Raw genomic sequence first — 23969 nt, 5'->3', positions numbered from 1 at the left:
TGAGCCTGCAGGGGTTCTCGCAACCGACTTCCACGGTCAACCGGAAATTTTGCCCAAATTTGAAACAGGGGCGCGTCCGCTGTCAGTGGATGACAACGCGCGGACTGCGTCGCCAGCAGGCCGGCATCTGCAATTGCTCGACGTCCGGGCCGGTGGCGCTGAAGATGGCCTTGGCCCGTTCCAGGCGTGCATGTTCATCGTGGGAAATGCCGGCGATCAGATCGAACCATTGTTGAAGACGTTTCATGATGGCGACTCCTTGTTAGTGACTGTATGAATACACAGTAGTGTGCGTTCGGGTGCAGAATAGCCGAAAGCTGTATGGATGTACAGTATTCGAGAAATCTTTTTTCCGCGGTAGGCTTTGGCCACCCGAAAGCATGAAAGGCCCCCAATGTCGCGCCCCAAGCCTGCCTGGTTGCCTCCCGCCGGAACGCTGGCGACCTACCGCGGCCGCACACGCAAGGCGACGCGCAATGTTCGCGTGGTGGCCGAGGCCTCAGCCGGGCGCATGGTGGTCGAAGCGATCGGCAAGCAGGGCGTGCCCGTTCGCCTGACCGTCAAGCGGGAAAACCTGTTGCCGATGGAACCGGATTTGTTCGACTGATTTCCGTCACCGACCCGGCCCGAACTTGAGGTGCCGGATTAGGCCACTGAGCCATCCGCCTGCTTGTCGCCTCTCCAGTTGAATGCTGCTGTTGTCTATCCGTTCAACAAGGCTCAGGCCATTGCGCGAAATCAGATAGCTTTGCCCGCTCGCGAGAAATACGTCGTCGGGCTCGTTGGCGACGGTAATCCAGATGGTGCCGTGCAGGCAGCGGACTCGGGTGCCGGCGGCGTCATTGAGGCGGACGGGGTGGCCCGGTTGCAGGCATATTTCCTCCGAAACCCGATGGCTGTTCATGGCGCTCTCCGCTTTGATTGTCGAGAAATTTTAGGTTCGGGATAGCGGGTGGTACAGTTGCAATGAATTAAAATTGTGACCAATACAGTTGCCGCGAATGCAAACTGTGCTGGTCATCACCAACACCAACTGTATGGGTGCCCATGGCTGAAGAACTGTTGCGCTACGAGCAACTGGCGGCGGAATTAAGCGGCATGATCGCCAGCGGCGTGTTGAATCACGGCGACCGCCTGCCATCGGTGCGGCGTTTGTCGAGCCAGCGCCGCCTTTCGGTGTCGACGGTGGTTCAGGCGCTGCGTCTGCTCGAGGATCGCGGCCTGGTCGAAGCACGGCCGCAGTCCGGGTTTTTCGTCCAGCGTGCCAAGGCCGCGCGCGCCGAGCCGGTGGTGCGCTCAACGCCGGAAGAGCCGAGCCCGGTCGATATTTCGCAACGGCTGGTCAGCGTCTTGCGCGCCGGGGCGAGAAATGGCATCGCGCCGCTCGCCGCTGCCTTGCCGGCGCCTGAATTGTTGCCGGTCGCCGCGCTGCAGCGCCTCTATGCTGGCATAGCAAGACGCCATCCCAAGTTGCTCGAAGGCGGCAGTCACATCAATACCGACGAGCCGGCGCTGGTTCGTCAGCTGGTGCGCCGCTCGCTGGCCTGGGGCGGGCCGCTGCCGGCCGAGGAATTCGTCATCACCAATTCCTGCACCGAAGCGCTCGGCTTGTGTTTGCGGGCGGTAACCAAACCCGGCGACACCGTGGCGGTCGAGTCTCCGGCCTATTATTTGATGCTGCAGTTGCTCGAAACGCTCGGCCTCAAGGCGCTGGAAATCCCGACCGATCCGCGCACCGGCATGTCGGTCGAAGCGCTCGACCTGGCAACGCGCAATGGTGGCATCGCCGCCTGCCTGATCGTCTCGAATGGCAGCAACCCGCTCGGCTGCGTCATGCCGGACGACAGAAAACGGTTGTTTTCGGCGTTGACCGCAGCAAGAGGCGTCGCGGTGATCGAAGACGACATCTACGGCGACCTTCACCTCGGCAACGAACGGCCGTGGCCGATCAAGGCCTTCGACAAGGTGGGCAACGTCATGCTCTGTTCGTCGTTCTCGAAAAGCCTGTCGCCCGCCTTGCGCATCGGCTTTGTCGCCGCCGGTCGCTACCACTCGGCGATTGCCTTGCAGAAAACCATCACCAGCGGCGGCACCAATCCGATCACCCAGCACGTGCTCGCTGAATACCTCGAATCCGGCGCCTATGAGCGTCATCTGCGCACCCTGCGCCGGGCCTACTCGCAGCAAGTCGAAGCGATGCGGCTGGCGGTCAGCCGTTATTTTCCGGCGGCGACGCGCATCACCCAGCCGCAGGGCGGCTACGTCCTGTGGGTCGAGTTGCCCGAAAACATCGACACCACGCGCCTCTACCAACGGGCTATCGGCGAAAACCTGGCCTACGTGCCGGGCGATCTGTTCTCGCCCAGCGGCATGTATCGCAATTGCCTGCGCCTCAATTGCGGCAACCCGCACACGCCGGCAATCGAAGACGCCGTGCGTCGCCTGGGAGCGATCTTTTCCAGCGCCTAAATCAACGGGAGGCCAGGGAAATTACGGTATCATTCGGCCTTTTGGGCAAGCTGCCTTTGCCTTTTTGAACGCATTCGAAGGATTTTTCTCCTCATGTTCGACGCAGTCCGCAACAACAAAAGAATCGTCCAGGTATTTCTCGCGCTGATCACGCTGCCGTTCGCCTTTTTCGGCGTTGATTCCTACATGCGCAGCGACGGCTCCGGCGGCGATGTCGCCACGATTGGCGACGTCAAGATTACCCAGCAACAGTTCCAGCAGACCCTGCGCGAACAACAGGAGCGCCTGCGCACCCAGATGGGCGCTCAGTTCGACCCGAAGATGCTGGAAAACCCAGAAGCCCGCAAGGCGATTCTTGACGACCTGATCAACCAGCGCCTGCTCGTTATCGAGGCTGGCAAGAAGAACATGGTGGCTGGCGACAACGCCATCCGCCAGGCCATTGGCGCAATCGAAGCCTTCAAGGTTGACGGCAAGTTCTCCGTCGAACGCTACGAAGCCGCGTTGCGTGCCCAGGGCATGTCGCCGGCCGGTTTCGAGGCGCAACTGCGTCAGGACCTGACCCTGCAGCAGCTTGCCGGCGCCATCGGCCAGTCCGGCGTGGTATCGCGCTCCGTCGCCGACCGCGTGCTCGCCCTGCAGACCGAGAAGCGCGAGGTCATGGAAGTTCGCCTGAGCCGCGACGCCTACCTCGGCAAGGTCAAGCTGGCCGACGATGCGGCCAAGAAGTTTTACGACGAGAACGCCAAGGAGTTCGAAGTTCCGGAGCAGGCCAAGGCCGAATACGTCGTACTCTCGATGGAATCCATCGCCGGCCAGCTGGCCGTTACCGATGCCGAGATCAAGGCTTGGTACGATGGTCACAAGGATCGTTTCCTGGTGCCGGAAGAGCGCCGCGCCAGCCACGTCCTGATCGCCTCGGAAAAGCTCGGCAAGGACAAGGCCAAAGCCAAGGCCGAAGCGCTGCTGGCTGATATCCGCAAGAATCCGGCAGCGTTTGCCGACCTCGCCAAAAAGAACTCCGACGATCCGGGTTCGGCCTCCAAGGGTGGCGATCTCGGCTTCTTCGGGCGCGGCATGATGGTCAAGTCCTTCGATGACGCGACGATGAGCCTCAAGGAAGGCGAAATTTCCGGCGTGGTCGAGTCGGACTTCGGCTTCCACATCATCAAGCTGACGGGCATCCACGCCGCCAAGGAAAAGCCGCTGGCCGAAGTGCGTGGCGAAATCGAGGCTGAGCTCAAGAAGGCTGCCGGTGCCCGCAAATTTGCCGAAGCCGCTGAAACCTTCAGCAATATGGTTTATGAACAGTCGGACAGCCTCAAGCCAGTGGCCGACAAGTTCAAGCTGGCCATCAAGTCCTCGGACTGGCTAGCCCGCCAGGCCAATCCGGCCAACGGCGCGCTCGGTAATGAAAAACTCATGGCTGCGCTGTTCTCGGAAGATTCCGTCAAGAACCGCCGCAACACCGAAGCCGTCGAAATCGCTACCAATACGCTGGTTGCGGCGCGTCTGGTCGATTACAAGGCGAAGGAATTGCAGCCGTTCGACGGCGTCAAGGCCAGCATCGAAACCCTGCTCAAGAACAAGGAAGCCCAGGTTCTGGCCAGCAAGGATGGCGAAGCACGGCTGGATGCCCTCAAGAAGGGCGATGACAAGCTGACCTGGGGCGCTGCCAGGAGCGTATCGCGCATGGACGCCCGCCAGCTTCCGCCGCCGGCCGCCCAATCGGTTTTCCGCATGGAAACCGGCAAGCTGCCTTCCTACACGGGGGGCGACCTGCCGGGTTCCGGCTACGCACTGTACAAGCTGACCAGGGTCGACGCCGGCGAAAAGCTCGACGATGCCCGCAAGCAGGCGATGCTCAAGCAACTGGACAATCTGGCCGCCCAGGAGGAAGTTCAGCTCTATCTGGCTGCCCTGCGCAGCCGTTACAAGGTGGAAATCAATCAGGCCGCACTGGAGTCGAAAGACAAATAAATAGTGGATTGGTCAATAAAAAGCGGGCTGCGGCCCGCTTTTTCATTTCCAGATGCCGTTTGACTGCAATCTCTGTAGGCACCCCATAAGGGGAATGCTATCCTCCTTGAAGTAGGTAGATGCTCAATGGAAGCGGGTTTTGCCGGCTTCATGGAGCGCGCACTCAGGAATGCAACTGCTCAGGAACGGGTATGACAGGTGATCCAGGCTTGATCGCGTCCACAAAGAGGCGGCATGGCTACATTCGGCTGCTGTGGCTGGGCGTCTGCTTGATTAACCTGTTCGTGATCGGCATGACTGTCCTGGTGATCGAGCGGAACCGTGCCGAAAAAGTCGCCCAGGCGGTTACCCTGACCGAAAATTACTCAAGAATTCTCGAAGAAAGCCTGTCCGGCTTTATCAGCAAGATCGACTTCTCGCTGCACATGCTCGGTGACGAGATATCCCGGCAAATAGCCAGCGGGGGAATCAAGCGGGAGGCTCTCGAGTCTTTCATGGCGCATCAGGATGCCCTGATTCCGGAAGCACTGGGTCTGCGTGTTGTCGACGCCGATGGCATCATTCGCTATGCGGTCAATGATGTGAAGGTGCGCAATGCCAGCATTGCCGATCGTCCCCAATTCATTCGTCTGCGCGACGACCCGGATGCCGGCCTGGTCTTTTCGGCGCCGATCATGGGACGGGCTGCCGAAAAATGGATGATCACCCTCGGGCGGCGCATCAACAACCCTGATGGTTCATTTGCCGGTGATGTTCATGTGGCGGTTTCTGTCGATAATTTTATTGCCATGTTTTCCAAGGTTGATCTTGGGGAACGTGGAAATGTCGGGCTGTGGGATAAAAGCAATCTGATCGCCCGCTACACGAAAGCGGATTCCCGGGGCGCTACTGTCGGTCGCAGCACGCCGTCTGCAGAGTTGCGGGCCCTGCTCAATTCGGATAAGCCTGCCGCCCAGTACCATACCCGTTCAGGGGTTGACGGGATTTCCAGAACCTTCCATTTTCGCCAGGTAGGTCAGTACCCGCTCTATTTGGTGGTCGGTCTGGCCGATGACGATTATCTCGAGGATTGGCGCAATGATTCACTGGGTATCAGCGCACTGAGCGGACTGTTTTTGCTGGTGACCCTGATTTCAACGATCTTGATCAGTCGCGGCTGGAAACGCAGTGAGTCCGACCAGGAAGCGCTCATTCGTCAGGATGCCGAATACACGGCCAAGCTGGAAGCGTCTAATCTCGCCACGGAGGCAGCGTGGCGGCAGAGCGAACTGATTCTTTCATCGGCAGCGGAAGGTATCTGCGGCGTCGATCTCGATGGCATGGTGGTTTTCGTCAATCCGGCAGCACAAAAAATGTTCGGCTGGAGCGCGGGGGAGGGCGTTGGCCTCGATCTGCATGCCTTGACGCATCACCACGATGCCGATGGCAATCCGGCGGCCATTGCAGATTGTGCCGTTTTCAAGACGCTGCACGATGGTCAGCGCCGACATGTCAGCGACAGCCTGTATTGGCGCATGGATGGCACCTCTTTTCCGGTCGAATTTACGGTTTCACCCGTTGAGCGTGATGGAAAAATCACCGGGGCGGTCAATGTCTTCAGGGACATCTCGGAGCGCAAGCAAATCGAGGCTGAACTGGAACAGCATCAGCGTCACCTTGAGGGGCTTGTTCAGCAGCGCACTTCCGAACTCATGCAGACCGAGGCACGCGCCAGCCACATCCTGCATTCCAGCGCCGATGGCCTCTACGGGATTGATTGCAATGGCGTCATCACGTTCATCAACCCCGCGGCCTGTGCGATCCTTGGCTATTCCACCGAGCAGGTGATTGGCCGCAAGGCGCATGCGCTTTTACATCATAGCCGGCCGGACGGTTCGCCGTACCCGGCCGCCGATTGCCCGAGCTACAACGCTTTGCGGGTTGGCCAGAATGTCCGCGTTGACGACGAGGTGTATTGGCATGCCGATGGCCATCCTATCCCGGTCATGTACGCGACTCACCCCATGCTTGAGAATGGGGTGATCGTTGGTGCTGTGACCAGTTTTGTTGATGTCAGCATTCAGCGCGCGGCTGCACATGCCAGGGAGCAAGCCCTGGTGGCAGCTGAGAATCTGGCCCGGGTGCGGAGCGAATTCCTCGCCAACATGAGTCATGAGATTCGCACGCCGCTCAATGGCGTGCTGGGTTTCGCCCAGATTGGTCACCGTAATTTCCAGAATGCCGAGAAGGCCCGGGACGCCTTTGCCAAGATCCAGCTTTCCGGCAATCGTCTGCTTGGCGTGATCAACGACATCCTCGACTTTTCGAAGATAGAGGCCGGCAAGCTGCGCATCGAACAGACGGAGGTCGTGCTTGCCGAACTTGTCGAGCATTCGCTCGATCTGCTGCGTGACCGGGCCGAGGCCAAGCAACTTGATCTTCAGGTCGAATTGGCGCCTGATCTTCCACGCACTTCTATCAGCGACCCATTGCGCATGGGCCAGGTGCTGCTCAATGTTCTTTCCAACGCGGTCAAATTTACCGCCGCGGGCCATGTCAGATTGTCGCTGTCACTCGAGAATGACTGGCTGGTGTTCAGAGTTGGCGATACGGGTATCGGCATGGACTCGGCGCAGCTCGCGGCGCTGTTTAACCCCTTCCAGCAGGCCGATGCTTCGGCCAGCCGAAAATTTGGCGGAACGGGGCTGGGCCTGGCCATCAGCAAACGTATCCTCGAATTGATGAATGGCGATATTCAGGTTACCAGCCAGCCCGGCACGGGGACCAGCGTTGAGTTTCGTTTTCCGTACATCAAGCCGGAAGTGAAAGACGAGGCAAACAGCACTGGGCCGGAGGGCGTGGCGCAGTTTGCCCGGAAATCACTGGCTGGAGTTTCCATCCTCGTCGCCGAGGACGAAAAGATCAATCAGCTGGTCCTGCAAGAGGCGCTCAAGGAATGCGGCGCTCTGGTCGTGATGGTCGATAACGGCCAGGCGGCAGTCGAACGCGTGCTGCGTGATGGCAGGGACGCTTACGATGTCGTGCTGATGGATCTGCAAATGCCGGAGATGGATGGTTACGAAGCGGCGAGCCGCATACTGGCGGCCTATCCCGGGCTTCCCGTGATCGCCCAGACCGCTCATGCCTTCAGCGAAGAGCGCGAAAAGTGTCTTGCCGCCGGCATGGTCGACCATGTCGCCAAACCGGTGGATATTGATACTTTGGCCAGAGTCGTCCGGCAGCATCTGGCAAGCAAACAGCCCAAATAAAAACGCCGACCGGAATTAACCGGGTCGGCGTTTTTGATTTTTGACGTTTTTTCCGGTTGACCGTAGAAGCGTCAGGCGCGATCGATCAGGCCGGCAGCGGGTCGGCGTTGCCCAGTGCGACGGTGTTCATGCCACCATCGACGTACATGATTTCGCCGGTGATGCCGCTGGCCAGATCGGACAACATGAAGGCAGCGGCGTTGCCGACTTCATCGATGGTCACGTTGCGACGCAGCGGGGCGTTGTGCGAGTTGTAGGCGAGCAGCTTGCCGAAGTTGCCGATGCCGGAAGCCGCCAGGGTCTTGATCGGACCGGCCGAAATGGCGTTGGCACGAATGCCTTCAGGGCCGAGGCAGAAAGCCAGGTAGCGCGTAGCCGCTTCGAGGCTGGCCTTGGCCAGGCCCATGGTGTTGTAGTTCGGCATGGTGCGCTCGGCGCCGAGGTAGGAGAGGGCGAGCGCGGCGCTCTTGCGGCCCTGCATCATCGGACGGGCAGCCTTGACCAGCGCCGGGTAGCTGTACGACGAGATTTCGTGGGCGATGCGGAAGGCGTCACGCGAGATACCGTTCAGGAAATCACCTTCGATGGCTTCGGTCGGCGCGTAGGCGATGGAATGAACCAGGCCATCGAGACCGTCCCAGTGCTTGGCCAGTTCGACAAACAGGTTGTCGATTTGCTCGTCGCTGGCGACGTCGACGGGAATGGTGATGTCGCTGCCGAACTCAGCGGCGAACTTCTTGATACGGTCTTCGAAACGCTCAGTCTGGTAGGTGAAAGCGAGTTGAGCGCCCTCACGGTGGCAGGCCTTGGCAATGCCATAGGCAATGGAATGCTTGGACAGCAGCCCGGTGATCAGAATTTTTTTGTCGGCGAGAAAGCCCATGTGTTGTTCTCCCTAAGGGGTTTAGCCGCAGGATTATAAACCGGGAAACCGTGATTCGCGTTATGCGAACACCGTTTCCCGGTCTGGGCTTACATATTCGGGTAAGTCGGGCCTTCGCCGCCTTGCGGCACCACCCAATTGATGTTCTGGGTCGGGTCCTTGATGTCGCAGGTCTTGCAATGCACGCAGTTTTGCGCGTTGATCTGCAGGCGTGGGTTGGCACCGCTCTCGTCGCGCAGGATTTCATAGACGCCAGCCGGACAGAAACGCTGTTCCGGCGCGTCATATTGCGCCAGGTTGACGGCAATCGGCACGCTGGCATCCTTCAATTGCAGGTGGCAGGGCTGGTCTTCCTCGTGGTTGGTGCTGGACAGGAAGACCGAGGACAGGCGGTCGAAGGTGATGACCCCATCCGGCTTCGGATACGTAATCGGTTGGCATTCGGAAGCCGGTTTGAGTTTGACGTGATCCGGCGTGCGATTGTGCAGCGTCCACGGTGCCTTGCCGCGTAGCACCACCTGGTCAATGCCGAACATGATGGAGCCGAGTGCCAGCCCCTTGTTCATCCACGGTTTGAAGTTACGTGTTTTATGAAGTTCATCGTATAACCAGCTGTTTTTAAATGATTCAGGATAGGATGTTAGTTCGTCGCGCTGGCGTTCGCTGGCCAGTGCTTCGAAGCAGGCTTCGGCCGCCAGCGAGCCGGTCTTGATGGCGCAGTGCGAGCCCTTGATGCGTGCCGCGTTGAGAAAACCGGCGTCGTCACCGATCAGCACACCGCCCGGGAAAGTCAGTTTGGGCAGCGATTGCAGGCCACCGGCGGTCAGCGCGCGGGCGCCGTAGGCGATGCGTTTGCCGCCTTCGAGGAACTTGCGGATTTCCGGATGCGTTTTGAAGCGCTGGAATTCCTCGTAGGGCGATAGATGCGGGTTGCTGTAGCCAAGGCCGACGACGAAGCCGACGGCGATCTGGTTGTTTTCCAGGTGATAGAGAAAGCCGCCGCCGTAGGTATCCGGCTGCATCGGCCAGCCGCCACTGTGGATGACGAGACCGAGCTGGTGCTTGTCCGGCTCGATTTCCCAGAGTTCCTTGAGGCCGATGCCGTAGGTTTGCGGATCGACGCCATCGCGCAAGTTGAATTTGGTTTCGAGTTGCTTGCCGAGATGGCCGCGACAACCTTCGGCGAAAAAGGTGTATTTGCCGTGCAGTTCCATGCCCATCTGGAAATTCGGCCCTTCCGAACCGTCATGCAAACGTCCCATGTCGCCGGTGGCGACGCCCTTGACGGCCCCATTCTCGTCAAACAGCACTTCGGCGCCGGCAAAGCCGGGGTAAATCTCGACGCCCAGCGCCTCGGCCTGTTCGCCGAGCCAGCGACAGACGTTGCCGAGCGAAATGACGTAATTGCCTTCATTGTGGAAGCAATTCGGCAGCAGGCTGTTCGGCACCTTGGTGGCACCGTTTTCGGAAAGGATGAAGAAACGGTCTTCGGATACCGGGGCGTTGAGCGGCGCGCCGTCTGTCTGCCAGTTGGGCAGCAACTCGCTCAGGGCGCGCGGGTCCATGACGGCGCCGGAAAGAATATGGGCGCCGATTTCGGCGCCTTTTTCGATCAGGCAGACGCCCAGATCGCTTCCTTTTTCTGCCGCCAGTTGTTTCAGGCGGATCGCCGCAGCCAGACCGGCCGGGCCGCCACCAACGATAACGACGTCGAATTCCATGGATTCGCGCTGCATGCTGTCTCCTGATTTTATTGTTGACTTGATTTCAATACGGTACAGTATGGAAATATTTTGATCAACACCACTCTAGTATTTGGGATTATGGAACACAAGAAAAAGCTCATTCACGTCACGAAGATGCCCATCCGCTGGGGCGACATGGATGCCTACGGGCATGTTAACAATACGGTTTATTTCCGTTACATGGAGCAGGCGCGGGTCGAGTGGGTGGAGGAAATGAATATCCCCGTCCGTTCGGGCGGCGCCGGGCCGGTGATCATCAACGCCAGCTGTACCTTCCTGATTCCGATGAATTATCCGGGAACCGTCGAGGTGCGCACCTTTGTCGGTGCCATCGGCCGTTCCAGTTGCGAGACCTACGTTGAAATGCGCATCGAAGGCGATGAGCGCATTTATGCCGAGGGGGCCGCCAAGGTTGTCTGGATGGACACGCAGACCGGAAAATCGGTGCCTTTGCCCGATCACGTGCGGGCTTTGCTCGAAGCGGAGTACGAAGGGGAGTAGACTCGCAGCCCATCGCATCGTCGAAACAAAAGAGTATGGGCAAACGCAAAGTCTGGGAAAAACTGCTGTCGAGCGAACGCCTGGGGGCCGGCAAGGCGCCCGGTACGGCGGAACGCACAGCCTTCCAGCAGGATTACGACCGCATCGTCTTCACCTCCGCCTTCCGGCGCATGAAGGACAAGACGCAGGTTTTCCCGCTCTCCAAGAGCGATTACGTTCGCACCCGCCTGACGCACAGCCTTGAAGTCAGTTGCGTCGGCCGCTCGCTGGGTGCCGTGGTCGGCCGCGAGATCATCGCCCGGCACGGCCTGCAGCACGTTGAGTCGGGCGATTTTGGCGCCATCGTTGCCGCTGCCTGCCTGGCCCACGATATCGGCAATCCGCCTTTCGGCCACGCTGGCGAGGACGCTATCCGCGAGTGGTTCCGCCATTCCGGCTTGCTTGATCGCCACCAATTCACATCAGCACAGAAAGCCGACTTCGAGCGCTACGAAGGCAATGCGCAGGGCTTTCGCATTGTCAGCCGGCTGCAAAGCCCGGCCAATCCCGGCGGCCTGCAACTGAGCAGCGCGGTGCTGGCGACTTTCACCAAATATCCGCGCCCGTCGCATATCGAGACCGAGCTGGATGGCAAGAGCGGCAAGAAATTCGGCTTCTTCCAGCAGGATGCCGATAATTTCCGGCGAGTCGCACGGTCAACCGGATTAATCGAGCGAATTCCAAATACCGCCTGGCACCGTCATCCGCTGGCTTTTCTCGTTGAAGTGGCGGACGACACCTGCTATTTGATCGTCGACCTCGAAGACGCCGCCCGGCTCGGCTTTGTGCCCTACAAGGATGCCGAATGCCTGCTTGCCGACCTGGCCGGCAACACCATCAATGGTGCTCGGCTACACCATCTGCACGACCCGAAGGAACGCCTCGAATACCTGCGCGCCAAGGCCATCGGCTGCCTGCTTGAAAGCGCCGCCGCCGTCTTCCTCGAAAACGAGGACGCCATCCTGAGCGGCAAGTTTGACGACGAACTGCTCGAAAGCTCACCCATCGCCCACCCGTTGCAGGCCATTCTCAAATTGGCCAAGGAAACGATCTACACCGCCCGCCCGGCGCTGGAGATCGAAACGGCCGGCTTCGAGGTCCTCGGCGCCTTGCTCGGCCTGTTCACCAATGCAGTCGAGGCGAGGGCAGGGCACGCCCGCTACACGACCCGCGAGCGCATGCTGCTCAAGCTGCTGCCGACGCAGTTCCTCGGCCACGGCGGCGAGCCGGATGCCGACCCGTACATTCGCCTGCTCCAGGTGGCCGATTTTGTCGCCGGGATGACCGACTCCTACGCCGTCGACATGTTCCGTAAATTGAAGGGTTTCGATCTGCCGACCTGAATTTTCGCTTGCCAAAAACAGATTACTGTACAAAAATACAGTCATTGGTTTTTAGCGGAGGCCGGCCATGAAACTCACGCCACGTCAGCAGGAAATTCTCGACTTCATCAAAAATACGCTGGAAGTGCTCGGCGCCCCACCGACGCGCATGGAAATCGCCAGCGCCTTCGGCTTCGCCTCGCCGAATGCGGCCGAAGATCACCTCAAGGCCCTGGCCAAAAAGGGTGCCATCACGCTCGAACCGGGTTCGGCGCGCGGCATCCGGCTGGTCGAGCAGCTTGGCCTGCCGCTGATTGGCAGCGTCGCCGCCGGTTCACCGATTCTCGCCGTCGAAAACGTCCAGGGGCGCTACGCCTTCGATGCCAGCATGTTCTCGCCCAAGGCCGATTTCCTGCTCAAGGTGCGCGGCACTTCGATGATCGATATCGGCATGTACGACGGTGACCTGCTCGCCGTGCACAAGACCAACCAGGCACGTGACGGGCAGATCGTCGTCGCCCGCATCGACGAGGAAGTCACCGTCAAGCGTCTGGAACGCAGCGGCGGTCAGATCAAATTGATCGCCGAAAATCCCGATTTCCAGCCCATCATCGTCAATCCCGAAGAGGTCGAGTTTGCCATCGAAGGCATCGCCGTCGGCCTCATTCGTGGAGCCGTTTCAAAACTGTCATGAACACCCAGCCGTTGCCGGTTGCCTTGGCGGATGTGCTGGCCCGAGGCGATGTCTGGCGCGGCGACACGCTGGCCTCGCTGCCGGAAAGCGCCATCCCGAGCGGCCATGCCGAACTTGATGCCGAATTGCCCGGTGGCGGCTGGCCACGGGGAAATTTGACCGAAATTCTCGTTGACCGTGGCAGTGTCGGTGAAATGAGCCTTCTGCTGCCGGCACTGGCCCACTTGTCGGCCGATGGCGGCTGGCTGGCACTGGTGGCGCCGCCGTGGTTGCCGCATGCCCCGGCCTGGGCGGCGGCCGGCGTGACGCTGGAACGGCTGGTCGTCGTCAAGGCAGGCAAGAGTGTTGGCTGGTGCGTTGAACAACTGCTGTCCAGCGGCGGCTTTGCTGGCGTGCTGGCCTGGCCGGAAGCAAACATCGATGCCCGGGCCTTGCGCCGCCTGCAGGTCGCCGCCGAGGGGCGTTCGGTTTTTGCCTGTTTATGGCGGTCGACCGCAGCAGCCGGGGTGCCGTCGCCGGCGCCGCTGCGTGTCATGTTGAACGCGGCAGACGGCGATAGCGCGTTGTCGGTGCGCATCATCAAGCGGCGTGGCCGGCCGGTTTCCCGGCCGCTCGCCTTGTCCATTCCTCGTCCTGTTGCCGGGAGACCTTCGCGTGCTGTGGCTGGCCCTGCACTTTCCCTTGTTGCCGATCGAGGCGCTGCCGCTGCGCCAGTCGCCTAGCGCGGTCGTCGCGCGCGGGCGGGTGCAGGTGGGCGATGCCGAGGCGGTGGCAGCGGGCGTTTGTGCCGGGCAGAAGCTGTCGACGGCGCTGGGCCTGCTGCCTGGCCTGAGTGTTTTCGAACGTGTCGAGGCGCGCGAAAAACAGGCGCTCGACAGCCTGGCCTGCTGGGCCGGTCGCTTTACGCCGACGATCAGTTTGGTGCCACCGGATGCGCTGCTGCTTGAAATCGGCGGCTGCCTGCGTTTGTTCGGCGGCGCCGAGGCGATCATTACGGCGGTGCTCGCTGGTTGCGTCGAACAGTCTTACTCGACCCGCTGGGCGGTGGCGCCAACGCCGCTCGGGGCTGGTTGGCTGGCACGGATGGGCGCCAGCCAGATTCATGTGGAACCGACAACCATGCACTCGGCCTTGGCCGCCTTGCCGTGTGCCGTTCCCGGCTGGCCTGATGACGTCACGAACCGGCTCGAATCATTCGGCCTGCGGCAACTGGGCGATCTGCGCAAGCTGCCCGGTGCCGGCTTGCGGCGGCGCATCGGCAACGGGCCGGTCGACGATCTGCTGCGCGCCTGGGGCGATCTGCCCGATCCACAAAAATCCTTCATTTTCCCGGAAAGCTTCGCCATCGATATCGCGCTGCCGTCGCGTGTCGAGCACGCCGAGGCGCTGGTTTTCGCTGGCCAGCGCCTGTTCGCGGCCTTGGCCGGCTGGCTGCATGGCCGGCAGTTGCTGGTCCGCCGTTGCTCCCTGCAACTGACGCACGACGACGGACCGCCAACGTCGCTGGCCCTCAATTTCGCCGAGCCGGCCGCTGACGAAGGGCGTTTCGTCCGCCTGCTGCGCGAGCATCTTTCCCGGCTGCACCTCTCAGCGCCGGTCGAAGCCTTGCGCTTGCAGGCCGATGAACTGGTAGCCAAGCCCGGCGCCAGCGCCCATCTGTTCGAGCAGGCAACGGCCGGTGAGGGGACGCTGGCCTGCCTGGAACGTCTGCGCGCGCGGCTCGGCGAAGGGGCGGTGCAGGCGCTCGGCGAGATGGCCGATCATCGGCCCGAGTGTGCGACGCAAGCGCATGAAGTCGATTTCAATTTTGGCCGTTTTTTCCGGTCGACCGTAGGAATGCAAAAAGCCGGCAAGGCGGCAGCCGAGAGCAAGCAATCCCGCCCGCTGTGGCTGCTGCCGACCCCGCAAGCGCTGGCCGAACGGGCCGGCAGCCCGCAATGGCACGGCCCGCTCAAGCTGCTGTCGCGCGCCGAGCGGCTGGAAAGCGGCTGGTGGGATGAAGGCGAGGGCGGGGCGACGGGCGATGTGCGGCGCGACTATTTCGTCGCGCGCAATCCGCTCGGCCAATGGGCCTGGGTGTTCAGGAACGCCGACGGCTGGTTTTTGCACGGCCTGTTCGCCTGATCGAACGCCGGTGACATCATGTCCTTGCCCGACTATGCCGAGCTGCATTGCCTCTCCAATTTCAGTTTTCTGCGCGGCGCTTCGCATCCGGCTGAACTGATCGAGCAGGCTGCGGCACAAGGCTATACAGCCTTGGCGCTGACCGACGAATGTTCGCTGGCCGGCATCGTGCGGGCGCATCAGGCGGCCAAGCAAGCCGGGTTGAAACTGATCGTCGGCAGCGAAATGACGACTGTCGATGGCCTCAAACTGGCTTTCCTGGCCAAAAACCGTGAGGGCTACGGAAACCTCTCTGCGCTGATTACGCTGGCTCGGCGGCGGGCGGAAAAGGGCGCTTACGCATTGCAACGGCACGACCTCAATGTCGTGTCGCCGAATGGCGCGGTGCCCGACTGCCTGGTCCTGTGGGTGCCGGGCGAGGCTGCCTCGGTCGACGATGGTCGCTGGCTGGCCGAGCGTTTTCCTGGCCGGGCGTGGATCGCCGTCGAACTCCACGCCGGGCCGGATGATGCGGCCAAGCTGGCCGATCTGCAATCGCTCGGCGCGGCTTGCGGTCTGCCGCTGGTGGCGGCAGGCGATGTCCATATGCACGTCAAGGCCCGGCGGCCGGTGCAGGATGTGCTGACCGCTCTGCGCCTCAAAACGACGGTTTTCGAGGCTGGTTACGCGCTGTTTCCCAACGCCGAGCGGCATGTGCGGACACGCCTGCGCCTGTCGCGCCTCTATCCGCCAGAACTGCTGGCGGAAACGCTGAAAATCGCCGATCTGTGCAGCTTCTCGCTCGATGAACTGCGCTACGAATATCCGGAGGAAATCGTCGAAACCGACCATACGCCAACCTCCTGGCTGCGCCATGAAACCGAGCGCGGCTTGCTGAATCGTTATCCGCAAGGCGTTCCGGATCAGGTTCGAAAGATCGTCGAGCATGAACTGGCCTTGATCGCCGAGCTCAAATACGAGGCCTATTTCCTGACGGTGTACGACATCGTCTGCTTCGCCCGCAGCGTCGATATCCTGTGCCAGGGGCGCGGCTCGGCGGCCAATTCGATTGTCTGCTTTGCGCTGGGCATCACCGAAGTCAGTCCGGATCGTTCCGGCATGCTGTTCGAGCGCTTCATTTCCAAGGAGCGCGGCGAGCCGCCGGACATCGACGTCGATTTCGAGCACGAACGCCGCCCCGAGGTCATCGCCTATATTTACAAAAAATACACCCGCGAGCGGACGGCGCTGGCCGCGGCGCTGATCACCTACCGGACCAAGGGCGCGCTGCGCGATGCGGGCAGAGTGCTCGGTTTCGAGACGGCGCGCATCGACGCCCTGACCGCCTCGCTGGCCTGGTGGGACAAACGTGAGCAACTGCCCGAGCGCTTCGCCGAGCAGGGTCTCGACCCAACCTCGCCACGCGTCGAGAAATGGCTGTGGATTGCCGGCCAGTTGCGCGGTTTTCCGCGCCACCTGACCCAGCACGTTGGTGGCTTCGTCATGTCACGCGGCCCGCTGGCCCGGCTGGTCCCGGTCGAAAACACGGCGATGCCCGAGCGCACGGTGATCCAGTGGGACAAGGATGATCTCGACGCCGTCGGCCTCATGAAAGTCGATGTGCTGGCCTTGGGAATGCTCTCGGCCATCCGCCGCATGCTTTCGATTTTGAGCCAAATTTCCGGTCGACCGTGGAAGATGGCCGACATCCCGGCCGAAGACCCGAAAACCTATGAAATGCTCTGCCACGCCGACAGCATGGGCGTCTTCCAGGTCGAATCGCGCGCCCAGATGGCCATGCTGCCCCGCCTGCGGCCAAGAAATTTCTACGATCTGGTCATCGAGGTATCGCTCGTCCGCCCCGGGCCGATCCAGGGAGACATGGTGCATCCCTACCTCAAGCGGCGGCAGGGCAGGGAACGTATCGAGAAAATCACGCCGGCCGTCGATGAGGTGCTCAAACGCACCTGCGGCGTGCCGATTTTCCAGGAGCAGGTCATGCAACTGGCCGTCGTCGCCGCCAATTTCACGCCCGGCGAGGCCGACCAGTTGCGCCGGGCGATGGCCGCCTGGAAGCGAAAGGGCGGCCTCGAACCCTTCGAACAGAAACTGCTTGCCGGCATGGCCGCCAACGATCTGCCGGAAAGCTTTGCCCGGCGCATCATCCAGCAAATTCAGGGCTTCGGCGAATACGGCTTTCCCGAATCGCACGCCGCCAGCTTCGCGCTGCTTGTTTACATCTCGGCCTGGCTCAAGCGCCACCATCCGGCCATCTTCCTGTGCGGCCTGCTCAACAGCCAGCCTATGGGTTTTTACTCGCCGTCGATGCTGATCCAGGACGCCCGGCGCCACGGCGTGACCGTTTTGCCGCCCGACGTTACGGTCAGCGACTGGGACAGCATCATCGATGAGCGCGGCGCCGTCCGTCTTGGCCTGCGCGAGATATCCGGCTTCTCGAAAGCGGTCGCCGAGCGCATTGCCACGGTCAACCGGAAAAATCACCCATTTTTGAATATTGCCGATCTCAGCGCACGGGCCGGTCTGCAACGCCGCGACCTCGATCAACTGGCCGCCGCCGATGCCTTGCAGAGTCTGGCCGGCCACCGTCGGCAAGCGGCTTGGGCGGCTGGCGTGGAAAAACCAGCGGCGGCGGTGCAGGGCGATCTCTTCGCCGGCACAACAATCAGCGAGCCGGATGCCGAACTGACTATGCCCAGCGAAGCCGAAAACCTCGTCGCCGATTACCGCAGCCTCGGCCTGACCCTGCGTCGTCACCCTCTGGCGCTGCTCCGCCAGCATCTGTTTGAGCGTCGATTCGTCACGGCAGCCGATCTCAAAAACGCCGGCCACCGCGCCCTGATCCGTGCCGCCGGCATCGTCGTCGGTCGCCAGCGACCGGGCACCGCAACCGGCATCGTGTTCGTCACGCTCGAAGATGAAAGTGGACTGGTCAATGTCGTCGTCCATCCGCAACAGGTCGAAAAGCAACGCCGCGAATTGCTCGGCGCGACACTGCTCGGTGTCTATGGACAATTGCAGATTGAAGGCGAAGTCGTTCATCTCGTCGCCAAGCGACTGGTTGACCTTTCCGCCTGGCTGGGCCGGCTCGAAACGTCGAGCCGGGATTTTCATTGATCTAGTCGATTCGACCCATCAAATTAGCGCATAATTTGTATTATGTTAAATAATGTAGCGAGAAGAAAAAGAGGATCAGTTCAGATCCTCATCCTTGGGCAGCGGCAAATTAAGAATCTGGATGCCCTCGTCCCTCAGCTCTTCGCATTCATCCTCGCTGGCGTGGCCGCGAATCGGGCGCTGAGGCGCTTCGTTGTAATGAATCTTGCGTGCCTCATCGGCAAACGAGTGACCAACATCCTCACTGTGACTGACGATGGTCTGGATGAGCTGGCGATAAAGCGCCATGGCTTGCGTCCCGACCGGCATCAAAGCGGTACTTGTCGGTGCTTTTGCGGCACTGACCGACGTCACCCCAACCGGCTCGGCATGATGCCCGGAAATGGCGACCGCCGACGGCACGCGAAGGACGTTGTGGCTATCGCATTGCGGACAGCAAACAAGCTTATCCTCCAACTGGGATTCAAAAGCGCCGGCATTCTGGAACCACCCTTCAAACCGGTGATTGTTCTCGCAGTTAAGGTCGTAGATGATCATGTGTTCATTCGTGGTGCCCGGGACGGGAATCGAACCCGTACACTCAAAGAGCGAGAGATTTTAAGTCTCTTGTGTCTACCAATTTCACCACCCGGGCTGGGTGCAATCATTATATCGGCGCCCGATATGAAAAAAGGGAAAGCGACCAGCGCTTTCCCTTTTCTATTTGGAGCGGCAGAAGAGTCTCGAACTCTCGACCTATACCTTGGCAAGGTATCGCTCTACCAACTGAGCTACTGCCGCAAAACCTTGGAGGCGCGAGCCGGAGTCGAACCGACCTACACGGATTTGCAATCCGGTGCATAACCGCTTTGCTATCGCGCCGTGCCTCTTTTACTACTAAAAACCGGACTAACCAAAATCCAATTTCAGAAAATCTGGAGCGGCAGAAGAGTCTCGAACTCTCGACCTATACCTTGGCAAGGTATCGCTCTACCAACTGAGCTACTGCCGCGCTGAAACAGAGCGCGCATTATAGGCGACACAAGGGAATTGTCAACATTGGCCCCCTACTTTTCTGCGGTTCTTTTTGCAATTTCTGGCCAGGCCATGCGCAGGTAGTAGCCCATTGACCAGAGCGTCAGCAAGGCGGCTATCCAGATCAACCAGTTACCGAGTCTTTGCGTATCAGCGCCAAACAGCGGCTGGTAATAAAGGAGGATGGGAATGGCGAGCATTTGTGCGGCTGTCTTGATCTTGCCGAGCATCGACACAGCGACACTTCTTGCTGCGCCAATCTTGGCCATCCATTCACGCAGTGCTGAAATGGTGATTTCTCGGCCGATGATGATCGTGGCGACGATGGCATCGGTTCTGCCTAGTTCGACGAGCACGATCAGCGCTGCAGCGACCATCAGTTTGTCGGCTACCGGGTCGAGAAAAGCACCAAAGGCCGATGTCTGGTCGAGCTTTCGCGCCAGATAGCCGTCGGCCCAATCGGTCAGGGCGGCAGCGACGAAAATGGAGGTTGCAGCGAGATCGCGTTCATGCGACGTCGCCCAGTCTGCCGGCAGGTAGTAAACAGTAATCAGCAGCGGTATCGCCACGATACGAAGCCAGGTCAGCAGGATGGGCAGATTGAAGGGCATGGTTCAGTGTAATGCGGAATGTATCTTTTCAGCCATATCCCGGCTGATGCCCGGCACTTCGGACAACTGTTCCGGGCTGGCGGCGAGTACGCCAGGCAGGCCGCCAAATCGGGCAACGAGTGCTTTTCGGCGGGCCGGACCAACGCCCGGCAGGCTTTCCAGTGTTGAGGTTTTTCGCGCCTTGCCACGTTGGGCACGATGGCCTGTGATGGCGAAGCGATGAGCTTCGTCGCGTATTTCCTGGATCAGGTGCAACGCGGGGTGTTCCGCCGGCAATTGTAATGGCTCGCGACCATCCGGGAAAATGAGTGATTCCAAGCCTGGTTTGCGTCCTTCGCCTTTGGCGACACCGATCATCGGCAAATGAGCCAGGCCAAGATCGGCAAGGGCGGAAAAGGCGGAAGCGACCTGCCCTTTTCCACCGTCGATCAGGATAAGGTCAGGTGCCGTACCCTCACCGGCAGCAATGCCATCGTAGCGACGACTGACGGCTTGGCGCATGGCTGCATAGTCGTCGCCGGGCGTGATGTCGCGAATATTGAAACGCCGGTAATCAGCGTTTTTCATGCGGTTTTCCTGGTAGACCACACATGAGGCTACGGTTGCTTCGCCCATCGTGTGACTGATGTCAAAGCATTCGATACGTACGACGGGTTCAGGTAGCTGCAAGGCTTCCTGCAGTGCTGCCAGACGTTTTTCCTGCTGCTCGGTTGCCTGACTGCGCGCCAGAATTGCCAATTTGGCGTTCTGCAATGCCATCTCGACCCAGGCTTTGTGCGAAAGGCTGCGCGCCTGCATGACAGGAACCAGGCGCCCGGCCAGTTCTGCCAGCACCGCTTCGCTCTCTCCTGGCTCATCTTCGGCCGGCCATGAGTTAACCAGCAAGCGTGAAGGGGCCGGGTGAATAGCGTAGTGCTGACGGATGAAAGCGGCGCAGGCGTCGGCCGGATCGGATTCGCCAGCATTGATCGGAAAGAACGGGCGGTCGCCGAGATGTCGGCCGCCCCGGACCATGGCCAGGTTGACGCACAACTGCCCTGCTTCCTTGTGGACGACCAGGATATCCATGTCCTCGCCCTTGTTGCTAGAGACAAACTGTTTTTCTTGTACGTGGCGCAGTGACTGAATCAAATCCCGATAGACCGCGGCCTGTTCAAAGGCGAGGCGTGCGGAAGCCGCTTCCATTGCTTGATTCAGGCGCTTTGAGACTTCCTGCTGTTTGCCGAGCAGGAACATCGAGGCCAGTTGAACATCCGTCGCATAATCTTCCGGCGTGATCAATCCGACACATGGTCCGCTACAGCGTTTGATCTGATACAGCAGGCATGGCCGCGAACGGTTTGCGAACACGGACTCTTCGCAGGTGCGCAGGCGGAACATTTTCTGCATCAGGTGGATGCTGTCGCGCACCGCCCAACTTGATGGATAGGGGCCAAAGTAGTCGGCCTTGCGATCGGGGTTGCCGCGAAAGAAGCCGAGCCGGGGGAATTTTCCTTTGGTCAGAACGATGTAGGGGTAGGACTTGTCGTCGCGGAAAAGGATGTTGTAGCGCGGCGAAAGCGACTTGATCAGGTTGTTTTCAAGCAACAGCGCCTCGGCCTCGGTGCGCGTTGCCGTGGTTTCCACGGTAGCGATCTGGCTGACCATGTGCGCTATGCGCGGGCTGGACACATTTTCCCGGAAATACGACGAAACCCGCTTCTTGAGGTTTTTGGCCTTGCCGACGTAAAGAACGGCGGCGTTGGCGTCCAGCATGCGATAGACGCCGGGTAATTCAGTCAGCGTAGCCAGAAAGGCTTTGGCATCGAAACTCATCGAGCGGGTTCAGGCGAGGTGGGTTTTGACCCCGGCAAACACCGCTTCGAAGCTTTCACGGGAAAGCCTGCCGGTGCGCCAGTTATAGCCACTGCAATGATAGCTGTCGACAAGTATTCGCCCGTCCGGCAAGGCGTGGCTGACATTGTGGCCGAAGGTGAATTCCTTGAGTTTGAGGCCGTATGCCCAGAGCAGCGCCTGGTGGGCGATTGCGCCAAGGGCGACGATGACTTTGAGTCGGGGCATCGCGGCCAGTTCGTCCTTCAAATGTCTGTTGCACTGGCGGATTTCAGCCGTTGTCGGCTTGTTCGCTGGGGGCAGGCAACGCACCGCATTGGTGATGCGGCAATTGCTCAGTTGCATGGCTGGATTGGCCCAATGGTCGGCCCCCAGCGGTTCAGGTTGGCTGGCAAAACCGAAGCGATGCAAAGCGGGGTACAGCAGTTCGCCGGCGACGTCACCGGTAAAGGGGCGACCGGTCCGGTTGGCCCCTTTTTCGCCAGGGCCGAGGCCGACGACAAGAAGTTCTGCATCAAGGGAGCCAAAGGCTGGAACCGGCAGGGCGTGCCAGTCGGGATCGCGCTGACGAATGTTGGAAAGGTGCTCGGCCAGTCGTGGGCAGGCTGTACAGCCGGTGGGATCTTGAAATCTTGACATGGCAGAGATGTTAGCATGGCGGCCATGCAGCTTCATTGGGACATTTTTTGCCGGGTTATCGACAACTTCGGCGACATCGGCGTTTGTTGGCGTCTTGCCAGGCAACTGGTGGCCGAGCACGGCCGTGAGGTACGTTTGTGGGTTGACGATCTGGCCAGCCTGCAACCCTTGTGTCCGTCGGTGGATCCGTCGAAAGCAAGGCAGTCGTATCAGGGCGTTGAAATTTGTCTCTGGGCTGAGGATGCTGCGGTCGACTGCTCGGCGGATGTCGTTATCGAAGCTTTCGCCTGCGACTTACCAACAGAGTATCTGGCGGCAATGAGCCAGTCTTCGCCAAAACCGTGCTGGATCAATCTTGAATACCTGAGCGCAGAATCCTGGGCTGAAGAGTGTCACGGCATGGCGTCGCCCCACCCCACCCTTCCCCTGATTAAATATTTCTTTTTCCCGGGGTTTTCTGCAAAGACCGGTGGATTGCTGCGGGAAAACGGCTTGTTTGCCGAGCGTGATCGCTGTATTGCGGCCACTCCGGCAAGCGACTCGCTTGAGGTCAGCCTGTTTTGCTATGACAAGGCACCTGTGGGCGCCTTGCTGGACGCATTCCGGGATTCGGCTACCCCCCTTGTTTGTCATGTGCCACCGGGTAAGCCATTGGCGGCAGTGCAGGCTCATTTGGGCGGAAGCGGGCCGTGGCAACTTGGCAACGCGCTGATTCAGCCGATCCCTTTCATGCCGATTGACGATTTCGATCGCTTGCTTTGGCGCTGCGACATCAATTTCGTGCGCGGCGAGGATTCATTTGTGCGTGCCCAGTGGGCCGGCAAGCCGTTTGTCTGGCACGTTTACCCGCAGGACGACGGGGCGCATCTGACCAAGCTGGAGGCGTTTCTCGGGTGCTATGGCGAAGGACTGGATGAGCAAATGAAAACAGTCGTCCGCAGGATGTTTGTCGCATGGAATCTGGGCCGCAATATCGCTTCAGCCTGGCAGGGCTTCGTTGACAGCAGGGTTGCCATTGCCCGCCACAACCGGCATTGGGCCGAAAGGCTGGCCGCGAACCCCGATTTGGCCACGGCACTCGTCAAATTCTGTGCGGCCAATGTATAATTTAACGTTTTTCCCTTTTCTGATCTTAGAGAATCCCGAATGAAAACCGCAATGGAACTCCGCTCCGGCAACGTCATTATGGTCGGTGCCGACCCGCTCGTCGTTCAGAAGAGCGAATACAACAAGTCCGGCCGCAACGCCGCTGTTGTCAAAATGAAACTCAAGAACCTGTTGACCGGTGCCGCTTCCGAAGCGGTTTACAAGGCCGATGACAAGTTCGAACAGGTCATTCTCGACAAAAAGGAAGTCACCTATTCCTACTTCGCTGATCCGATGTATGTGTTCATGGATGCCGACTACGAGCAGTTCGAAGTCGAAGCCGAGAACATGACTGACGCGCTGAAATATCTGGAAGATGGCCTAGCTTGCGAAGTCGTTTTCTACAACGGCAAGGCTATTTCCGTCGAACTGCCGAACAGCGTTGTGCGCGAGGTGATCTACACCGAGCCGGCCGTCAAGGGCGACACTTCCGGCAAGGTCATGAAGCCGGCCAAGCTGGCTACCGGCTTTGAACTGCCGGTTCCGGCTTTCGTCAGCATTGGCGACAAGATCGAAATCGACACCCGTACCGACGAATACAAGAACCGCGTCAAGTAATCCGCGGCTTCTTCAGTGTTTTATTCGGGCAGCTTCGGCTGCCCGAATG

The 23969-nt window shown here is 60.0% G+C and carries 20 protein-coding genes and 4 tRNA genes; 12 read left to right on the top strand and 12 right to left on the bottom strand.

Going from position 1 to position 23969, the window contains the following annotated elements; genetic code table 11:
• Nucleotides 1-82: 82 nt before the first annotated feature.
• The gene (locus KI610_RS11830) at nt 83-247 is read right to left on the bottom strand and encodes a hypothetical protein (protein WP_226495165.1); all 165 of its coding nucleotides are present in this window, start codon (nt 245-247) and stop codon (nt 83-85) included.
• Between the two features lie 147 nt (nt 248-394).
• Here KI610_RS11830 and KI610_RS11825 point away from each other — a divergent pair, with 147 nt between their 5' ends.
• Nucleotides 395-607, top strand: a complete 213-nt coding sequence (locus KI610_RS11825) for a hypothetical protein (RefSeq protein ID WP_226495164.1) — start codon at nt 395-397, stop codon at nt 605-607.
• A 6-nt stretch (nt 608-613) separates the two neighbouring features.
• Here KI610_RS11825 and KI610_RS11820 read toward each other — a convergent pair whose 3' ends face one another.
• Nucleotides 614-904, bottom strand: a complete 291-nt coding sequence (locus KI610_RS11820) for a DUF2917 domain-containing protein (RefSeq protein WP_226495163.1) — start codon at nt 902-904, stop codon at nt 614-616.
• Between the two features lie 143 nt (nt 905-1047).
• On the opposite strand from KI610_RS11820, the gene KI610_RS11815 reads away from it, so the two are divergent.
• The 3 genes from KI610_RS11815 to KI610_RS11805 all read left to right on the top strand — a co-directional run bounded on the left by KI610_RS11815 (nt 1048) and on the right by KI610_RS11805 (nt 7697).
• Nucleotides 1048-2469 carry an aminotransferase-like domain-containing protein gene (locus KI610_RS11815; RefSeq protein WP_226495162.1) on the top strand — a complete coding sequence of 474 codons (1422 nt, stop codon included), beginning with the start codon at nt 1048-1050 and terminating at the stop codon, nt 2467-2469.
• 93 nt (nt 2470-2562) lie between these two features.
• Nucleotides 2563-4449 (top strand): SurA N-terminal domain-containing protein, encoded by a 1887-nt coding sequence (locus KI610_RS11810; RefSeq protein ID WP_226495161.1) that lies wholly within the window; start codon nt 2563-2565, stop codon nt 4447-4449.
• Between the two features lie 119 nt (nt 4450-4568).
• A complete protein-coding gene (locus KI610_RS11805) occupies nt 4569-7697 on the top strand; it encodes a PAS domain S-box protein (RefSeq protein WP_226495160.1) in 3129 nt (1042 codons plus the stop codon).
• A gap of 85 nt (nt 7698-7782) precedes the next feature.
• Here the strand turns inward: KI610_RS11805 and fabI are convergent, their stop codons facing one another.
• Both fabI and KI610_RS11795 read right to left on the bottom strand, forming a co-directional pair.
• Nucleotides 7783-8580 carry an enoyl-ACP reductase FabI gene (fabI, locus tag KI610_RS11800; RefSeq protein ID WP_226495159.1) on the bottom strand — a complete coding sequence of 266 codons (798 nt, stop codon included), beginning with the start codon at nt 8578-8580 and terminating at the stop codon, nt 7783-7785.
• Between the two features lie 89 nt (nt 8581-8669).
• Nucleotides 8670-10316, bottom strand: a complete 1647-nt coding sequence (locus KI610_RS11795; protein ID WP_226495158.1) for an electron transfer flavoprotein-ubiquinone oxidoreductase — start codon at nt 10314-10316, stop codon at nt 8670-8672.
• A gap of 87 nt (nt 10317-10403) precedes the next feature.
• Between KI610_RS11795 and KI610_RS11790 the strand changes: the two genes are divergently transcribed.
• From KI610_RS11790 to KI610_RS11765, 6 genes are all read left to right on the top strand, one after another.
• On the top strand, nt 10404-10826 hold the full coding sequence (locus KI610_RS11790) for an acyl-CoA thioesterase (RefSeq protein WP_226495157.1): 423 nt from the start codon (nt 10404-10406) through the stop codon (nt 10824-10826).
• A 35-nt stretch (nt 10827-10861) separates the two neighbouring features.
• Entirely contained in the window at nt 10862-12208 is a 1347-nt protein-coding gene (locus KI610_RS11785) for a deoxyguanosinetriphosphate triphosphohydrolase (protein ID WP_226495156.1), read from the top strand.
• 67 nt (nt 12209-12275) lie between these two features.
• Nucleotides 12276-12881, top strand: a complete 606-nt coding sequence (gene lexA, locus KI610_RS11780; protein ID WP_226495155.1) for a transcriptional repressor LexA — start codon at nt 12276-12278, stop codon at nt 12879-12881.
• Nucleotides 12878-13603: a translesion DNA synthesis-associated protein ImuA gene (gene imuA, locus KI610_RS11775; protein WP_226495154.1), complete on the top strand. Its 726-nt coding sequence runs from the start codon at nt 12878-12880 to the stop codon at nt 13601-13603. The genes lexA and imuA overlap by 4 nt, the downstream gene beginning before the upstream one ends.
• Entirely contained in the window at nt 13536-15005 is a 1470-nt protein-coding gene (locus KI610_RS11770) for a Y-family DNA polymerase (protein ID WP_226495153.1), read from the top strand. The genes imuA and KI610_RS11770 overlap by 68 nt, the downstream gene beginning before the upstream one ends.
• A gap of 18 nt (nt 15006-15023) precedes the next feature.
• Complete coding sequence (locus KI610_RS11765) at nt 15024-18119, top strand: error-prone DNA polymerase (RefSeq protein WP_226495152.1); 3096 nt, start codon at nt 15024-15026, stop codon at nt 18117-18119.
• Between the two features lie 75 nt (nt 18120-18194).
• On the opposite strand, the gene KI610_RS11760 is transcribed toward KI610_RS11765, so the two are convergent.
• The 8 genes from KI610_RS11760 to KI610_RS11725 all read right to left on the bottom strand — a co-directional run bounded on the left by KI610_RS11760 (nt 18195) and on the right by KI610_RS11725 (nt 22216).
• Nucleotides 18195-18656, bottom strand: coding sequence for a DUF1178 family protein (locus tag KI610_RS11760; protein ID WP_226495151.1), 462 nt, complete (start codon nt 18654-18656; stop codon nt 18195-18197).
• An 11-nt stretch (nt 18657-18667) separates the two neighbouring features.
• Nucleotides 18668-18753: transfer RNA gene (locus tag KI610_RS11755), tRNA-Leu, on the bottom strand.
• A gap of 70 nt (nt 18754-18823) precedes the next feature.
• Nucleotides 18824-18899, bottom strand: a tRNA-Gly gene (locus KI610_RS11750).
• A gap of 7 nt (nt 18900-18906) precedes the next feature.
• Nucleotides 18907-18980 (bottom strand) — tRNA-Cys (locus tag KI610_RS11745).
• 54 nt (nt 18981-19034) lie between these two features.
• A tRNA-Gly gene (locus tag KI610_RS11740) sits at nt 19035-19110 on the bottom strand.
• Nucleotides 19111-19165: 55 nt separating this feature from the next.
• Entirely contained in the window at nt 19166-19744 is a 579-nt protein-coding gene (gene pgsA / locus KI610_RS11735; protein ID WP_226495150.1) for a CDP-diacylglycerol--glycerol-3-phosphate 3-phosphatidyltransferase, read from the bottom strand.
• 3 nt (nt 19745-19747) lie between these two features.
• Nucleotides 19748-21559 (bottom strand): excinuclease ABC subunit UvrC, encoded by a 1812-nt coding sequence (uvrC, locus tag KI610_RS11730; protein ID WP_226495149.1) that lies wholly within the window; start codon nt 21557-21559, stop codon nt 19748-19750.
• 9 nt (nt 21560-21568) lie between these two features.
• The gene (locus KI610_RS11725; protein ID WP_226495148.1) at nt 21569-22216 is read right to left on the bottom strand and encodes a uracil-DNA glycosylase; all 648 of its coding nucleotides are present in this window, start codon (nt 22214-22216) and stop codon (nt 21569-21571) included.
• A 15-nt stretch (nt 22217-22231) separates the two neighbouring features.
• On the opposite strand from KI610_RS11725, the gene earP reads away from it, so the two are divergent.
• Nucleotides 22232-23323: an elongation factor P maturation arginine rhamnosyltransferase EarP gene (gene earP / locus KI610_RS11720; protein WP_226495147.1), complete on the top strand. Its 1092-nt coding sequence runs from the start codon at nt 22232-22234 to the stop codon at nt 23321-23323.
• Nucleotides 23324-23362: 39 nt separating this feature from the next.
• Nucleotides 23363-23920: an elongation factor P gene (efp, locus tag KI610_RS11715; RefSeq protein WP_226405584.1), complete on the top strand. Its 558-nt coding sequence runs from the start codon at nt 23363-23365 to the stop codon at nt 23918-23920.
• Nucleotides 23921-23969: the final 49 nt, after the last annotated feature.

Origin of the sequence: Ferribacterium limneticum, assembly GCF_020510565.1 — a bacterium.
Lineage (GTDB): Bacteria > Pseudomonadota > Gammaproteobacteria > Burkholderiales > Rhodocyclaceae > Azonexus > Azonexus limneticus_B.
The sequence above is the reverse complement of the archived record's forward strand: the minus strand, read 5'-3'. Positions and strand labels throughout refer to the sequence as shown.

Coding starts and splice junctions, on each gene's coding strand:
- KI610_RS11830 (WP_226495165.1), bottom strand. CDS start 247: ATGAAACGTCTTCAACAATGGTTCGATCTGATCGCCGGCATTTCCCAC.
- KI610_RS11825 (WP_226495164.1), top strand. CDS start 395: ATGTCGCGCCCCAAGCCTGCCTGGTTGCCTCCCGCCGGAACGCTGGCG.
- KI610_RS11820 (WP_226495163.1), bottom strand. CDS start 904: ATGAACAGCCATCGGGTTTCGGAGGAAATATGCCTGCAACCGGGCCAC.
- KI610_RS11815 (WP_226495162.1), top strand. CDS start 1,048: ATGGCTGAAGAACTGTTGCGCTACGAGCAACTGGCGGCGGAATTAAGC.
- KI610_RS11810 (WP_226495161.1), top strand. CDS start 2,563: ATGTTCGACGCAGTCCGCAACAACAAAAGAATCGTCCAGGTATTTCTC.
- KI610_RS11805 (WP_226495160.1), top strand. CDS start 4,569: ATGCTCAATGGAAGCGGGTTTTGCCGGCTTCATGGAGCGCGCACTCAG.
- fabI (WP_226495159.1), bottom strand. CDS start 8,580: ATGGGCTTTCTCGCCGACAAAAAAATTCTGATCACCGGGCTGCTGTCC.
- KI610_RS11795 (WP_226495158.1), bottom strand. CDS start 10,316: ATGCAGCGCGAATCCATGGAATTCGACGTCGTTATCGTTGGTGGCGGC.
- KI610_RS11790 (WP_226495157.1), top strand. CDS start 10,404: ATGGAACACAAGAAAAAGCTCATTCACGTCACGAAGATGCCCATCCGC.
- KI610_RS11785 (WP_226495156.1), top strand. CDS start 10,862: ATGGGCAAACGCAAAGTCTGGGAAAAACTGCTGTCGAGCGAACGCCTG.
- lexA (WP_226495155.1), top strand. CDS start 12,276: ATGAAACTCACGCCACGTCAGCAGGAAATTCTCGACTTCATCAAAAAT.
- imuA (WP_226495154.1), top strand. CDS start 12,878: ATGAACACCCAGCCGTTGCCGGTTGCCTTGGCGGATGTGCTGGCCCGA.
- KI610_RS11765 (WP_226495152.1), top strand. CDS start 15,024: ATGTCCTTGCCCGACTATGCCGAGCTGCATTGCCTCTCCAATTTCAGT.
- KI610_RS11760 (WP_226495151.1), bottom strand. CDS start 18,656: ATGATCATCTACGACCTTAACTGCGAGAACAATCACCGGTTTGAAGGG.
- pgsA (WP_226495150.1), bottom strand. CDS start 19,744: ATGCCCTTCAATCTGCCCATCCTGCTGACCTGGCTTCGTATCGTGGCG.
- uvrC (WP_226495149.1), bottom strand. CDS start 21,559: ATGAGTTTCGATGCCAAAGCCTTTCTGGCTACGCTGACTGAATTACCC.
- KI610_RS11725 (WP_226495148.1), bottom strand. CDS start 22,216: ATGTCAAGATTTCAAGATCCCACCGGCTGTACAGCCTGCCCACGACTG.
- earP (WP_226495147.1), top strand. CDS start 22,232: ATGGCGGCCATGCAGCTTCATTGGGACATTTTTTGCCGGGTTATCGAC.
- efp (WP_226405584.1), top strand. CDS start 23,363: ATGAAAACCGCAATGGAACTCCGCTCCGGCAACGTCATTATGGTCGGT.